Origin of the sequence: Micromonospora sp. NBC_00330, from assembly GCF_036136635.1 — a bacterium.
Classification (GTDB): domain Bacteria; phylum Actinomycetota; class Actinomycetes; order Mycobacteriales; family Micromonosporaceae; genus Micromonospora; species Micromonospora salmantinae.
In genome coordinates this window covers 184,739-197,725 of sequence record NZ_CP108012.1, presented here as the reverse complement: position 1 = coordinate 197,725, position 12,987 = coordinate 184,739, and the positions used below count along the sequence as shown (strand labels likewise).

Sequence of the window (12,987 nt, the reverse complement as noted above, 5' to 3'; positions counted from 1 at the left end):
GCGGCCCCGGAGCCCGGAGCCGCCGGAACCCGGTCAGACGTACGGCCGCTTGGCGTACGCCTCGCGGAGCGCGGCCAACCCGACCGCCTTCGGCGTCAGGGTGCCCCACCCGGAGTTGAAGTAGTTGGTACGCACGATCCGTGGCCCACCCTCGGCGTTGAGCTGGGCGATCGCCGCCGGCACTGTGGCGATCCAGGCCGCCTGGTCCGGGATCTCGGCCGACCTGACCCCCCACTCGGCGATGATCACCGGTCGGGACAGCGCCACCGGGCCGAGATCCGCCACTGCCCAGTCCTTCGTCCGGCGAAACCGGGCCAGCGCGGTGTGGCTGGCGTTGGTGCCGTACGCGTTCCACTGGAGATAGTCGAGGCGGGACATCAGCGACTCCGGGTGGGTGCGCTGGAAGCAGGCCCGGTCGAAGCCTCCCAGCCCCACCGAGAAGGTCGTCCCGACCGGCAGCGTCCGCGCCTTGAACCACGTGAGGATGTAGTTCATCGCCTGCACCGCCCGAGCGTCCGACTCGGCCCAGGTGTACGCCTTGCCGTCCTCGGTGGTGCCGAACTCGTGATCGGTGTCCAGTTCCGAGGCGAGCTGGATGTTCACCCCGAAACCGAGCGTCCGGTACTGCGACAGGGCGCGGGCGAACAACCCGTCACACTGCCCCTTGAGCACCTGGCCGTACCCGTACGCCTTCGGCCAGGTCGTGCCGGGACGCTGCTGGATGGTCATCGTCGGCGCCGGCACCGTGTAGCTGGTGCCGTCCACAGTGAAGCTTTGCGGCCCGTAGTTCGGAGCGCCGTAGTGCTTCAGCTCCAGGACCATGTTCATCTGCACCCCGGCCTTGCCCAGGTTGACCAGCCAGGGCCGGTTGTAGCCGGGGAAGATGTAGCCGTCGGCGAAGCTGCGGTACTGGGTGAGCGACCGGAAGTTGCCGCCGGCCATGTCGGCGGTCGGATCGGCGCCGCCGGACAGGTAGTAGCCGCCGAGCACGGGTTGGCCCAGGCTGTAGTCGGCGGTGGCCGTCGCGGTGTTGCCGGCGGCGTCGCGGACCTGGACGGTTACCCGGGGCATCACGCCACCGACCGATACACGGCCACGGAGCCGTTGTCGGAAACCCGGGTCCAGGTACGCCCGGAGTTGTCGGTGACGCTCACGCTGAGCGGGTCGATGATCGCCGTGACCTTGACCGGCGCGCTGCTGTTGCCCTGCGCGTCGGTGACCACGATGGTGACGGTCAGCGGCTTGGTGTCGGCGTCTGAGTAGGTGACGGTCAGCAGCATCTGGTCACCCGGCGCGAAGACGGATGCGTTCAAGGCTGCGGTTGCCGTGGGAGCGGCCATGTCGGGCCCTTTCTTGCTCGGTCGCCGGGCCTCGGCGCGCGGTTCAGCGACGTCGGACCCGGCGGGGTCCACAGTGCGAAAGGCCGGCGGGGCACGGGGACGGCAGGTACGACCGGCGGACGGCGCTGCCTGACTGCCGGTGGTGCTGACGTCCTTGTCCCGATGGGCGGAGGCACCGCTGCGGGCGCCCGCAGGGGTGTCGGTGACAGCCACGGCCTGTCGTACGCGCGATCGGCACGGCGGCTGTGCCGTGACCGCCACGGCTTCGAGGCCGGGCTGGGTGAGGGCGGCACCGGTGTGGACGATGTTGTCCCCACCGGACCGGAGGATCGGGATGTGGCCCGCCACCCGTCTACCTCCACCTGCCCCAAGGGTGCTCTACCAGGGGCTTTACCGTCTTGTCCGAATTGCGACAAGGGCCCGGAAGGGCTCGGCGCGGCGGTTACTCGGGCGGCGTCCCGCGCACGGCCCAGGCCCGCGCGGTGAGCCGGATCGAGCCGTCCGGCTCGACCGGCAGCCGGGTGGCCAGCGACTCCCGCAGCGCGGCCCGGTCGGATTCGGCCAACGTCGCGACGTACCCCGGCGCCGACCCCTGACCGCCGAGGAACGGTGTCCAGTAGTCGGCGAAGTCGGTGAAGGTCGTCGGCACGTCGACCGGCCAGACCGACACGTCCCGCAACCCGGCCCGCTCCCAGAGCGTGCGGAGCGCGTCGGGCTGACACACTGTGGTGCGGTTCCCCTCGTCCAGCTTCGCCGAGGCCGGGTCGAGCCGTGCGGCGGCGGCCCAGAAGTGCCGCATCATCGCCATCCCCTCGGCGTAGTCCCAGACGTAGGCGGCCACCACCCCGGCCGGCCGGACCACCCGGGCGAACTCCGCCACCGCCCGCGCGGGCTCCGGCACGAAGTTGAGCGTCAGTCCGCTGACCACCACGTCCGCGACGCGATCGGGCAGCGGCAGCGCCCGCGCGTCACCGACCTGGAAGGCCGCCCGGGGGTCGGTGACCCGCGTACGCGCGACAGCGACGAACCCCTCCGACGGGTCGATGCCGGTTATCTCGGCGGGATCGTCGTGGGTGAGGATCGTCGAGGTCAGCGCTCCGGTGCCGCAGCCCACGTCGAGCCAGTGCCGCCCCGGCGCAACGGCCAAGCCGCGCAGGAATTCCACAGCGACCAGGCGGCTCCACCGACCCACGTACGCCTCGTACGCGTCACCGTTCGCCCACACCGGCTGCACCATCCCGGAACGATACGACAGGCCTGGGCAGGCCGTCGGTGCTGACGTTCAGTCGAGATGGTCGGCGGGGGCGGTCTGGAGCAGCCAGGCCAACGGCATCCGCGCCCGCGTCTCGTAGCTGCCGTCCCCGCCCAGCCGGTGCAGGGTGACCGTCTGCGCGCCGTCCCGATCGACCACCCAGTACTGCGGGATCCCCGCCGACGCGTACTCGCGGACCTTGGTCACGGAGTCCATCGCCTCCGAGCCCGGCGAGACGATCTCCACGACGAGTACGACGTCGGCGACTGCGGCCCAGACGCTGCGGGACGGCGGCTTACGCCAGACACTCACATCGGGGATGCGGCCACCGTCACCGTCCGGTCCGGAGATGCGCACACCGACTGCTTGGAGCACCTGCTCGGCGGGCCAACCCGCCACGATCAACCAGGCGAAGAGGCGACTGGCGATCATGGCGTGTTCCGAATCGGGCGGCGGCATGACCGACAGGACCCCCTCGGGGCTGGTCTCGTAGCGGTGACCGTTCGGATCGGCAGCGTTCATCGCCGCCACGTCGTCGAGCGTCACAACGGCGGGCATGTGCATGCCGACAGCCTCAGCGCTCATGAGTCACATCCTAGGTGACCAGCGGCGCCGATCACCGCACCCGTTGGCTCAGCGACGCCGCCGCGCCGGGTCGAGCAGCGCGGGCGGGGTGTCGAACTTCTCGGCTGCGGCGAGGTCGACCCCGGGTGCGACGATCGCGTCGATCGCGTCGAGCACGTCGGCCGGGAGCACGGTGTCCGCGGCGGCGAGTTGGGCGTGCAGGTGCTCGATGGTGCGGGGGCCGATGATCGCGCTGGTCACGGCCGGGTGCGCGGTGACGAACCCGAGGGCGAGCTGGATCAGGGTGAGCCCCGCCTCGTCGGCGACGGTGGCCAGTCGCTCGACGGCGTCGAGCCGCGCCTGGTTGGCCGGGACGCTGAGGTCGAAGCGGGCGGGCAGGAGCGCCGAGCGGCTGGTGGTGATCTCCCGGCCGGCGCGGATCGCACCGGACAGCCAGCCCGAGGCGAGCGGGCTCCAGGCGAGCACGCCGAGCCCGTACTGCTCGGTCACGGGCAGGACGTGCGCCTCGATCCCCCGTTGCAGGATCGAGTAGCTGGGCTGCTCCGTGACGTACCGGCCCAGGTGGTGCTCCCGCGCGGCCCACTCGGCCTGCACGATGCGGTACGCGGGGAAGGTCGAGGAGCCGAAGTAGCGGATCTTTCCGGCCCGTTGCAGGTCGGTCAGCGCCGACAGGGTCTCCTCGTCGCTGGTGGTCGGGTCCCACCGGTGGATCTGGTAGAGGTCGACGTGGTCGACGCCGAGGCGGCGCAGGCTGTTGTCCAACTCGGTGACCAGCCAGCGGCGCGAGGCGCCCCGCTGATTGCGCTCGTCGCCCATCGGCATGCCGGCCTTCGTGGCCAGCACGATGTCGTCGCGGCGGCCGGCGATGGCCTTGCCGACCATCTCCTCCGACTCGCCCTGGCTGTACATGTCGGCGGTGTCGATCAGGTTGATTCCGGCCTCCAGCGCGGCGTCGACGATCGCCGTCGCCTCGCCCTGGGTGGTGTGCCCCAGCTTGCCGAAGTTCATAGCGCCGAGCACGAGGGTGCTGACCTGGACGCCGGTGCGCCCCAGGGTGCGGTACTGCATGGTTGTTCCTCCACGGAAGGGTGAGGTGACACTGGCCCACTCGCTCTGGCATCCTGAGTAAGTGGAACCACGTTCCGCTAAGAACGATACGGAACAGCGTTCCGTTTGCCAAGTGACGGAGGTAACGGCGCGGTGGCCGACATCGACAGCGAATCGGGGAGGTCGACCCCGCGGAAGCGGGCCGACGCCCGACGCAACGAGGCGACACTGCTGGACGCCGCCGCCGCTGCCTTCGTGACCTCGGGCGTGGACGCGCCCGTACGCGAGATCGCCGCCCGGGCGGGCGTCGGTGTGGGCACCATCTACCGTCACTTCCCGACCCGCGCCGACCTCATCGTCGCCGTCTACCGGCACCAGGTCGAGGCGTGCGCGGAGGCGGGCCCGACGCTGCTGGCCGACAGCGGCACTCCACACGCCGCCCTCACCCAATGGATCAACCTCTTCGTCGACTTCCTGGTCACCAAGCACGGCCTCGCCGAGGCGCTACAGTCCGACAACGCGGCCTTCGAGACGCTGCACGCCTACTTCCTCGACCGCCTCGTGCCGGTGTGCGCCCAACTCCTCGACGCCGCCGCCGCGGCCGGCGAGATCCGCCCCGACGTGACGGCATTCGAGCTGCTGCGCGGGGTCGGCAATCTCTGCATCGGCGCCGGCGAACCCCGCTACGACGCGCGTCGCATGGTCGAACTCCTCGTCGCAGGGCTGCGCGAACACCAGGGCACCGGGCCGCGATAGCTTATTGATCATGGCGGACTGGGAGCTTCGGCCGGCCTCGACGGCGGACGTCGAGGCGGTGGCCGAGTTGCGGGCGGTGGTGCTGCGGGCCGATCTGGAGCGGCTCGGCCGGTACGACGATCAGCGGGTGCGGCAGCGCCTGCGGGACGGTTTCGCCCCGGCGTACACCTGGGTCGTCGAGGTGGACGGCGCGTTCGCCGGCTGCGTGGCGCTGCGGCCCGACGCGGACGCCCACTGGCTGGAGCACTTCTACCTGGCCCCGCGGCTACAGGGCAGTGGCATCGGCACGGCCGTGCTGCGCGACCTGCTGGACCGGTGCGATCGCGCCGGCACGCCGGTGCGGCTGAACGTGCTGCGGGGCAGCCCGGCCCGGAGGCTGTACGAGCGGCACGGCTTCACTGTCGACAGCGAGGATCCGGTGGACGTGTTCATGGTCCGCGCCCCCAGGACGATCACCGCCGAGGTCCCGACGGTGTCAATGTAACGTTGACGGATGACGTCGGAGCTGGCCCGGTTGGCGGAGGTCCGCGCTACCCGCGTGCGGCTGGACGAGCAGGAGCTGGAGATCATCGACCGCGCGCGCCACGACGGCGCGACGTGGGCCCAGATCGCGACCGCGCTCGGCCTCGGCAGCCGGCAGGCCGCCGAGCAGCGTCGACAACGGCTGGTGGCGGCGCGATGGACGCGGCGGCAGCAGCTCGACCTCCGGATGCCTGCGCAGATCGCGGCGCTGCGGGCGGCGGTGGCCGACCTCGCCCGGTGGATCGGCGCCGACCAGCGGTGGGACAGCCGATTTCGTCGAGCGGCGCTCGTCCGGAGCACAGTGGATGCCGCGTTGGACGCCGCCCCGGGATCGCTGCACGCGTTGGCGGCGCTCCTCGCCAGCGATCTCGCCGAGGCGGGTGCGCGACTGCCCGCGCCGGCTCGGACCGCCGCCACGAAAATCGACGCCGCCCTGTCAATGAATCGTTGACAGTATCCGGCGGCATTGCCTGGGCTTCGCTCAAGCTTCAGGATGTGAGTCACCTCGACTCAACTCGGAGTGCTCATGCGTCGCAACGCGGGCCTGTTCGTGACGATCTCCCTGCTGTCCGGCTTCGGCAGCAGCGCCATGTCCCTGGTCGCCGGCATCTGGATCCTGGACCTCACCGGCTCCACCAGCCTCGCCGCCCTCGCCGGGCTCTGCGTCTACGCCCCGGTGCTCGCCGGCCCGTGGTTGGGCGGTCTGCTCGACCGGGCACCCCGGCGGCCGTTGGTCATCGCCGTCAACCTCATGCTGGCGGCCGCCCTACTGGCGCTCCTCGCGGTGCGCGGGCCGGGGCAGACGTGGCTCATCTTCGCCGTCTCGTGCGCCTACGGCGTCAGCTACGTGCTGATCGACGCCGGCGAGACGGCGCTGCTGCCGTCGGCACTCGCGCCGACCGAACTCGGCGACGTCAACGGGTGGCGCTCCAGCGCGCAGGAGGGCATGAAGCTCGTCGCTCCCCTGGCCGGGGCCGGCCTCTACGCGTGGCGGGGCGGCCACGCGGTCGCCGTCCTCAGTGCGGCCGCGCCGGTCCTGGTCGCCACCCTGTACGCGCTCCTTCGCCTGAACCGGACGCCCACCGACCGACCCACCGAACGCGGCGACGGCCCGCGTACCGGATTGGTGGTCCTGTTCGGACAGCCAGCGACACGTCTGCCGGTCGTGCTCGCCGCAGTGTCCATCGCCATGTCCGGCTTCACGACGGCGGGAATCTACGCGATCGTCGTCACCGAGCTGCTCCTGCCGACGACGTTCCTGGGTGTGCTGGCCAGCGCGCAGGGCGCCGGTTCCATTCTCGGTGGCCTGATCGTCGGCCGGCTCATCGCGACAAGAGGTCCCGTTGCCGTCGGTGTCGCCGGGACGGCGCTGTTCGCGGTCGGCTGCCTCGCGCGCTGCCTGCCGTGGTGGCCGGCCACTGTCGTCGGAGCGGTGGTGGCCGGCGTCGGGCTGCCCTGGACCCTGGTCGCGGCGGTGACCGCCGTGCAGACCCACACGCCGTCGGCGCTGCTGGGACGGGTCTCCGCGACGGCCAACACCGCGATGTTCGGGCCGCTCGTCGTCGCGATCCCGCTCGGCTCCGCGGCCGTCCACCTCGGCGCCCGCCCGCCGCTCATGGCCGCCGCGGCGATCTGCCTGACCGCCGTGGTGGCGACCACGTTCCACAGCCGGTCGACGCCGCACGACGAGACACCGACCGCGCCGCCGCCGCGCCGAACTGCCGGAACGGGTCCGGCGAGCCGCTGACCGGGTTCACCCGCGTACCGGATGGGCCGCCTGGAAGGCGAGTCGACCGTCCGCGTCGGCGGCGATCTGGTCGAGGATGTCGTCCAGGTCCAGGAAGACCGACCAGCGCTCGCGGCCTGTGGCGTCGGCAAGCCGGTCCACGAGCAGCTCCTCCAGGTCGGTGACCCGCTTTCCCTTCCACACCTTGTCGGCCACGCTGACCAGCAGGTCGTCCACGCCCACCCCGTCCTGGTGCCAGGACGCGTGGTCGCGCGCGAACCGGGCCCACGACTCGGCGACGCCGTGCTGGAGCAGCAGCTCGTAACCGGCGGGCTCGTGCGCGGAACCGGGCCCGGACAATTCCTCCGGGTGCCGGACCTTGCCGATGTCGTGGGTGGCGGCGCCGAAGAGCACCGCCTCGCTGTCGAACGGGAGTTGCGGGAACCGGTGCGCCATCGCGTCGGTGAGCTGCGCGGCCACGTCGTGCACGGCCCGCAGGTGCGCGGCGAGGCGCGGCGGCGCGTCCAGGACCTCCAACAGGGCGACGACCCGGTCGGGCAGGGGCCGTAGCGGCGGTTCCGCGGGTGCGGTGAGGGCGCGGCGCAACGATTCGGACGTCACGGCGGCAAGGGTACGACCACCACGCACTGCCAGGTGAACCCTTTCGATGTACGAACTCGACCGGTCGGCGAGGTCGCACGCGTGGTTGACTATCGAACCATGCCGCTCAGTCCGGACGAGGTCGAGCTGTTCGAGCACTCCAGGGCCCGCCTGGAGGCGATCGCCTATCGCCTGCTGGGCTCGGCCAGCGACGCGGAGGACGCCGTCCAGGACACCTTCCTCCGCTGGCAGGGCGCCGACCGGGAGCATGTCGAGACGCCCGAGGCGTGGCTGACGAAGGTCCTCACCAATGTGTGCCTCAACCAGCTGACCTCCGCACGGGCCCGGCGGGAGACCTATGTGGGCACGTGGCTGCCCGAACCGGTCCTCGCCGGGGACCGGATGCTCGGCCCGCTCGACACCGCCGAGCAGCGCGAGTCGGTCTCGGTGGCGGTGCTCACCCTGCTGGAGCGGTTGTCGCCCAACGAACGCGCGGTGTACGTGCTGCGGGAGGCCTTCGGCTACTCGCACGGTGAGATCGCCGAGATCCTCGGCATCACCGAGTCGAACTGCCAGCAGACCTACCGGCGTGCCAAGCAGCACGTCACCGCCGAACGGGCCCGCGCGGAGGTCGACCGGGCCACCGCCCGGAAGATCGTCGCGGAGTTCCTCACGGCGGCCAACAACGGCGAGATCCAGCGGCTGGTGGAGTTGCTGACCGACGACGCGACGAGCACGGCCGACGGCGGCGGCAAGATCCCGGCCCGGTCCGCGCCGATCGTCGGCGCGCTGGCGGTCGCGAAGTTCCTGCGTGGCCTGTTCAAGCCGGCCGACGTCAAACGGGACCTGGTCGGTGGCAGCCCCGCCATGTACGTCACCACCGCCAACGGCGCCCCGGCGGTGGTGGTCGTGATCGACGACCGGGTCATCGGCGTGATGTCGGTGCAGGTGACGCCCGAGGGTGTCACGGCCATCCACAACCAGGTCAACCCCGACAAGCTCGTCCGCGCCACCAGGCAGTGGTCCGCCTCCGAGCACGAGGAGCCCACCCTCCACGTCTGGTGACGTGCGGTGATGCCGCTCAGTTCTCGCCGGCGGTGATCAGGCCGGTCTCGTACGCGCAGATCACGGCCTGGGTGCGGTCGCGGAGGCCGAGCTTGGTCAGCACGTTGCTGACGTGGGTCTTCACCGTGTGCTCGCTGACCACCAGGGTCTGGGCGATCTCCGCGTTGGCCAGGCCGCGACCCAGCAGGTGCAGGGTTTCCCGTTCGCGGGTGGTGAGCACGTCGAGGCGGGCGTCGGGCGCGACGGCCGACCGGGGCGTTCCGGGGCGGTGGCGGCCGGTGATGTCCGAGATGATCTGCCGGGTCACCGACGGGGCCAGCAGCGAGTCGCCGGCGGCCACGACCCGTACGGCGTGGACGAGGTCGTCGCGGCGTACGTCCTTGAGCAGGAAGCCGCTGGCGCCGGCGTAGAGCGCCTCGTAGATGTAGTCGTCCTGGTCGAAGGTGGTCAGCATGATCACCCGACTGGCGCTCTGCGCGCAGATGCGGCGGGCGGCCTCGATGCCGTCCATCGTCGGCATGCGGATGTCCAGGAGCGTCACCTCCGGCTGGTGCTCCCGGACGGCGGCCACGGCCGCGGCCCCGTCGCCGACGTCGGCGACGACTGTGATGTCCGGCTGGGCGTCGAGGATCATGGAGAATCCGCTGCGGACAAGCTCCTGGTCGTCTGCGATCACCACCCGAATCGTCACGCCGGGAACGGTAGCCGAGCCTCGACGGTGAACCCGCGCCCACCTGTCCCCGGTTCGGCTCTCGCCGTACCGCCGCAGGCGATCGCGCGTTCCGGATGCCGATCAGGCCGTGTCCGCCGCCCGGGCCGCCGGTTCCGGCACCGTCGTCGGTCACCGTGACAGTGAGGGCATCGGGCGACCAGTCCAGGTGTACGTCGACAGTGCTGGCCGCCGCGTGCTTGAGCGCGTTGGTGAGGGCTTCCTGCACGATCCGGTACGCGGCCAACTCCACGTCGGCGGACACCGGGCGCGGCTCCCCGGTCACCCGCAGGCCGGCCACCGGTACACAGTCGATCAGCGACCGCAGTTGGGCCAGGGTGGGCTGCGGGCTGCGGGGACCGGGCTCGGAGCGCAGCAGGCCGAGCATGCCGCGCAGTTGCACCATGGCGTCCCGGCCGGCGTCGGCGATCGCGTCGAACGCCGCCTCGGCCCGGTCCGGCGCGGTGCGTACCGCGACCGGCCCGGCCTCGGCCTGCACGATCATGAGGCTCACCGCGTGGGACAGCACGTCGTGCATCTCCCGGGCGATCCGGGCCCGCTCGCGTGCGGCGGCCCGATCGGCCTCGAACTCGCGCTCACGTTCGGCCCGGAGCGCCCGGTCCTCCAGTGCTGTGGCGCGTTCCTGCCGGGCGGCGCCGAGCCGACCCAGCACGTACGCGGTGAAGAAGACCAGGAAGGTGTAGAAGTACTCGCTGACGCGGTTGGTGTTGAACGCCACCCCCGCGGCCACCCCCGGGAACGTCGCGGCGAGTGCCCACCAGCGCTGCCGGCGACCGCCGAGTGCGGCGACCGTGTAGAGGGCGACCAGCCCTCCGTACGCGAGCGGCTGCCCCGGCGCGTCCGCCGCTTTACCAGCGATAGTGGCCAGTGCCACCACCAGCAGGACGGTGAGCGGCACCGTTCTGCGCCAGATCAGCGGGATCGCCGTACCGGCGGTCAGCAGGTAGGCCAGCGGCCCGGGTTCGCCACCCGGTCCGGGAAGCACGAACGGCAGTGACACCGCGATCAGGACGAACACGGTGATCGCCGCATCCACCACGTACGGATTGGTGGTACGCACGAGGCGGGCAAGCGACATCGCGACAGTATTCACAGCCCCTGAACTCCTCCCCCACGGGCACCCGATCCCACCGGTGGTGGGGGATCGGTTCGGGACTCGCCGCTCAGGCGAGGACGGGCACCGGCTGCGTCGGGGTGGCGGCGATGCCCCGGGCCAGCGGGAGGAAGGAGACCAGCAGCAGGGCCGAGCCGAGCGGGATCAGGTCCTTGTCGATGAACGGCGTGGCGAGGTCGGCCAGCACCAGGATCGGCGTCCACAGCTTGACCCGGCGCTGCACGGCGAGCAGGACGACCAGCACGAGCTGGCCGAGGTAGAAGGCGTAGGGCCCGAAGTCGTAGGCCAGCTGCGAGATGCCGGGCAGGGTGCGCACGTCGTGAATGATCATGCTCATGCCGTAGTTGTCGGTGGCCAGAAAGCCGGCGACGAGGTCGATCGAGAACTGGGTGATCAGTGCCAGTGCCCCGAAGGTGCCGGCTGTGGCGCTCACCGTCGCGAGGGTCCGGCCGCCGGCCATGCGGCGCATCTGCCAGAACACCGAGATGAACGCGACGAGCGCGCCGAGGAACGCGAGGTGCCCGATGGTCCAGGCCGGGCCGGGACCACGGACACCGTCCAGGCCGTCGATCAGACGGACGATGCCGTAGCCCATGACCAGGACCGGGGCGGCAATGAATGCGGGGCGAAACTGCATCGTGGTGACTCCTTGGGAGGCGTTCACGTCGGGTGTTCGACGTGATTGAGCCTGCCGTTTCGCCGCCGCGCGGACATCGCTCCGCCCGGCGATCTTGCCGCGGTCCGGCGACTCCCCCGCACGCATGAGCGCCTCCCTCGCACGAGCGAGTGAGATCGGAAGCTGGTGACCCAGGTCATAGCCGTGGCCTGTCAGGAATCGAGCCGCTGTCCGGTTCAGGAAGCGACCACCACCGAGACAGGAGTGCCACCATGAAGCACCGCATCGTCGTCCTCGGAGCGGGTTACGCCGGAGCCATGGCCGCCGGGCGCCTCGCCAAGCGGCTGCACCCGGACGACACCGAGATCACAGTCGTCAACGCCGACGCGGATTTCGTCGAGCGGGTCCGCATGCACCAACTCGCCGCCGGGCAGGACCTCACACCACGCCCGCTGAGCAAGGTCTACGCCGGCACCGGCGTCAACCCTCGGCGGGCGCACGTGACCGCCGTCGACGTCGACCGCAGGACCGTCGCGCTCGCCGACGACAACGGCACCGACGAGATCGCGTACGACACGCTCGTCTACGCCCTCGGCAGCGTCACCGCCGACCACGGCGTCCCCGGGGTCGGCGAGCACGCGTACGACATCGCCGGCAGGCCCTCGGCGCTGCGGTTGCGCGACCGCCTCGCCCACCTCGCGGCCGGCGGGACCGTGCTCGTCGTCGGCGGCGGCCTCACCGGCCTGGAAGCGGTCACCGAGATCGCGGAGACCCGGCCGGACCTCGATGTCGCGCTCGCCGCCCGCGGTGGCCTCGGCGACTGGCTCAACGGCAAAGCGCAGCAGCACCTGCGTGGCGTGTGCGACCGGCTCGGCATCACAGTGCACGAGCACACCGACATCGCGCGGGTCGAGGCGACCGGTGCTGTCACCCGTGACGGTCGGGAGATCCCGGCCCAGGTGACGGTGTGGACGACCGGCTTCGCCGTGCACCCCATCGCCGCCGCCACGACCCTGGCGGTCGCGGCGACCGGACAGATCATCGTCGACTCCAGCATGCGGTCGGTCTCACACCCCGAGGTGTACGCGGTGGGCGACGCCGCGATCGCCGAAGGACCGGGCGGCAAGCCACTGCGGATGTCCTGTGCCTCGGGCATCCCGATGGCCTGGCAGGCCGCCGACGCCATCGCCGCACGCCTGACCGGCAGGGCGAAGTTCCCCAAGGCCCCGCTGCGCTACTTCAACCAGTGCATCAGCCTCGGTCGCCGCGACGGCATCATCCAGTACGTGACCGCCGACGACCGGGCCAGGCCAGCCCAGCTCACCGGGAAGCTGGCGGCCCGGTACAAGGAGTTCGTCTGCGCGGGCGCCGCCTGGAGCATCGCGCATCCGGTGCTCTACCCGGTCCGCCGCCACCGCGTCGTCCCCAACCGGTCGGAGATCCGCGCGGCGGCGTCCTGACAGGCCTGAGGCACAGCGCCCGGCTCCGGTGCTCCGAGAGCGAGCCGAACCAGGCGGGCCGCGTCAGTGTCCTCACGGGCTGACCGTTGGCGCGTTCCTCTGGAGATGCCGCATCAACGACCGCCTGCCCAACTTCAGCGCCGCGCTGGTGACCGCCTGATCACGTTGATGAGA

Annotated in this window: 14 protein-coding genes and 1 pseudogene; 6 read left to right on the top strand and 9 right to left on the bottom strand. The window is 71.3% G+C overall.

The window, feature by feature from the left end:
- Nucleotides 1–33 precede the first annotated feature (33 nt).
- From OG598_RS00965 to OG598_RS00945, 5 genes are all read right to left on the bottom strand, one after another.
- Nucleotides 34–1,071, bottom strand: a complete 1,038-nt coding sequence (locus OG598_RS00965) for a hypothetical protein (protein ID WP_328652635.1) — start codon at nucleotides 1,069–1,071, stop codon at nucleotides 34–36.
- Nucleotides 1,071–1,340, bottom strand: a complete 270-nt coding sequence (locus OG598_RS00960; RefSeq protein WP_328652634.1) for a hypothetical protein — start codon at nucleotides 1,338–1,340, stop codon at nucleotides 1,071–1,073. Before OG598_RS00960 ends, OG598_RS00965 begins: the two co-directional genes overlap by 1 nt.
- Before the next feature lie 442 nt (nucleotides 1,341–1,782).
- Nucleotides 1,783–2,577 (bottom strand): class I SAM-dependent methyltransferase, encoded by a 795-nt coding sequence (locus OG598_RS00955; protein WP_328652633.1) that lies wholly within the window; start codon nucleotides 2,575–2,577, stop codon nucleotides 1,783–1,785.
- Between the two features lie 45 nt (nucleotides 2,578–2,622).
- Nucleotides 2,623–3,177, bottom strand: coding sequence for a Uma2 family endonuclease (locus OG598_RS00950; RefSeq protein WP_091409135.1), 555 nt, complete (start codon nucleotides 3,175–3,177; stop codon nucleotides 2,623–2,625).
- A gap of 48 nt (nucleotides 3,178–3,225) precedes the next feature.
- Nucleotides 3,226–4,245, bottom strand: a complete 1,020-nt coding sequence (locus OG598_RS00945; RefSeq protein WP_328652632.1) for an aldo/keto reductase — start codon at nucleotides 4,243–4,245, stop codon at nucleotides 3,226–3,228.
- A 141-nt stretch (nucleotides 4,246–4,386) separates the two neighbouring features.
- Here OG598_RS00945 and OG598_RS00940 point away from each other — a divergent pair, with 141 nt between their 5' ends.
- From OG598_RS00940 to OG598_RS00925, 4 genes are all read left to right on the top strand, one after another.
- The gene (locus OG598_RS00940) at nucleotides 4,387–4,980 is read left to right on the top strand and encodes a TetR/AcrR family transcriptional regulator (protein ID WP_442931486.1); all 594 of its coding nucleotides are present in this window, start codon (nucleotides 4,387–4,389) and stop codon (nucleotides 4,978–4,980) included.
- Nucleotides 4,981–4,990: 10 nt separating this feature from the next.
- Nucleotides 4,991–5,464 carry a GNAT family N-acetyltransferase gene (locus OG598_RS00935; RefSeq protein ID WP_328652630.1) on the top strand — a complete coding sequence of 158 codons (474 nt, stop codon included), beginning with the start codon at nucleotides 4,991–4,993 and terminating at the stop codon, nucleotides 5,462–5,464.
- A 9-nt stretch (nucleotides 5,465–5,473) separates the two neighbouring features.
- Complete coding sequence (locus OG598_RS00930) at nucleotides 5,474–5,953, top strand: hypothetical protein (RefSeq protein WP_328652629.1); 480 nt, start codon at nucleotides 5,474–5,476, stop codon at nucleotides 5,951–5,953.
- 75 nt (nucleotides 5,954–6,028) lie between these two features.
- Nucleotides 6,029–7,249, top strand: a complete 1,221-nt coding sequence (locus OG598_RS00925; RefSeq protein ID WP_328652628.1) for an MFS transporter — start codon at nucleotides 6,029–6,031, stop codon at nucleotides 7,247–7,249.
- 6 nt (nucleotides 7,250–7,255) lie between these two features.
- On the opposite strand, the gene OG598_RS00920 is transcribed toward OG598_RS00925, so the two are convergent.
- Nucleotides 7,256–7,849, bottom strand: coding sequence for an HD domain-containing protein (locus OG598_RS00920; protein ID WP_328652627.1), 594 nt, complete (start codon nucleotides 7,847–7,849; stop codon nucleotides 7,256–7,258).
- 99 nt (nucleotides 7,850–7,948) lie between these two features.
- Between OG598_RS00920 and OG598_RS00915 the strand changes: the two genes are divergently transcribed.
- Complete coding sequence (locus OG598_RS00915; protein ID WP_328652626.1) at nucleotides 7,949–8,893, top strand: RNA polymerase sigma-70 factor; 945 nt, start codon at nucleotides 7,949–7,951, stop codon at nucleotides 8,891–8,893.
- Between the two features lie 16 nt (nucleotides 8,894–8,909).
- Here OG598_RS00915 and OG598_RS00910 read toward each other — a convergent pair whose 3' ends face one another.
- The 3 genes and pseudogenes from OG598_RS00910 to OG598_RS00900 all read right to left on the bottom strand — a co-directional run bounded on the left by OG598_RS00910 (nucleotide 8,910) and on the right by OG598_RS00900 (nucleotide 11,374).
- The gene (locus OG598_RS00910) at nucleotides 8,910–9,527 is read right to left on the bottom strand and encodes a response regulator (protein WP_442931485.1); all 618 of its coding nucleotides are present in this window, start codon (nucleotides 9,525–9,527) and stop codon (nucleotides 8,910–8,912) included.
- A 250-nt stretch (nucleotides 9,528–9,777) separates the two neighbouring features.
- Nucleotides 9,778–10,701, bottom strand: a pseudogene (locus OG598_RS33495) (sensor histidine kinase); the annotation flags it as partial.
- Nucleotides 10,702–10,786: 85 nt separating this feature from the next.
- On the bottom strand, nucleotides 10,787–11,374 hold the full coding sequence (locus OG598_RS00900) for a hypothetical protein (protein ID WP_328652623.1): 588 nt from the start codon (nucleotides 11,372–11,374) through the stop codon (nucleotides 10,787–10,789).
- A gap of 251 nt (nucleotides 11,375–11,625) precedes the next feature.
- Between OG598_RS00900 and OG598_RS00895 the strand changes: the two genes are divergently transcribed.
- Nucleotides 11,626–12,813 carry an NAD(P)/FAD-dependent oxidoreductase gene (locus tag OG598_RS00895; protein WP_328652622.1) on the top strand — a complete coding sequence of 396 codons (1,188 nt, stop codon included), beginning with the start codon at nucleotides 11,626–11,628 and terminating at the stop codon, nucleotides 12,811–12,813.
- Nucleotides 12,814–12,987 lie beyond the last annotated feature (174 nt).

Coding starts and splice junctions, on each gene's coding strand:
- OG598_RS00965 (WP_328652635.1), bottom strand. CDS start 1,071: ATGCCCCGGGTAACCGTCCAGGTCCGCGACGCCGCCGGCAACACCGCG.
- OG598_RS00960 (WP_328652634.1), bottom strand. CDS start 1,340: ATGGCCGCTCCCACGGCAACCGCAGCCTTGAACGCATCCGTCTTCGCG.
- OG598_RS00955 (WP_328652633.1), bottom strand. CDS start 2,577: ATGGTGCAGCCGGTGTGGGCGAACGGTGACGCGTACGAGGCGTACGTG.
- OG598_RS00950 (WP_091409135.1), bottom strand. CDS start 3,177: ATGAGCGCTGAGGCTGTCGGCATGCACATGCCCGCCGTTGTGACGCTC.
- OG598_RS00945 (WP_328652632.1), bottom strand. CDS start 4,245: ATGCAGTACCGCACCCTGGGGCGCACCGGCGTCCAGGTCAGCACCCTC.
- OG598_RS00935 (WP_328652630.1), top strand. CDS start 4,991: ATGGCGGACTGGGAGCTTCGGCCGGCCTCGACGGCGGACGTCGAGGCG.
- OG598_RS00930 (WP_328652629.1), top strand. CDS start 5,474: ATGACGTCGGAGCTGGCCCGGTTGGCGGAGGTCCGCGCTACCCGCGTG.
- OG598_RS00925 (WP_328652628.1), top strand. CDS start 6,029: ATGCGTCGCAACGCGGGCCTGTTCGTGACGATCTCCCTGCTGTCCGGC.
- OG598_RS00915 (WP_328652626.1), top strand. CDS start 7,949: ATGCCGCTCAGTCCGGACGAGGTCGAGCTGTTCGAGCACTCCAGGGCC.
- OG598_RS00910 (WP_442931485.1), bottom strand. CDS start 9,527: ATGATCCTCGACGCCCAGCCGGACATCACAGTCGTCGCCGACGTCGGC.
- OG598_RS00900 (WP_328652623.1), bottom strand. CDS start 11,374: ATGCAGTTTCGCCCCGCATTCATTGCCGCCCCGGTCCTGGTCATGGGC.
- OG598_RS00895 (WP_328652622.1), top strand. CDS start 11,626: ATGAAGCACCGCATCGTCGTCCTCGGAGCGGGTTACGCCGGAGCCATG.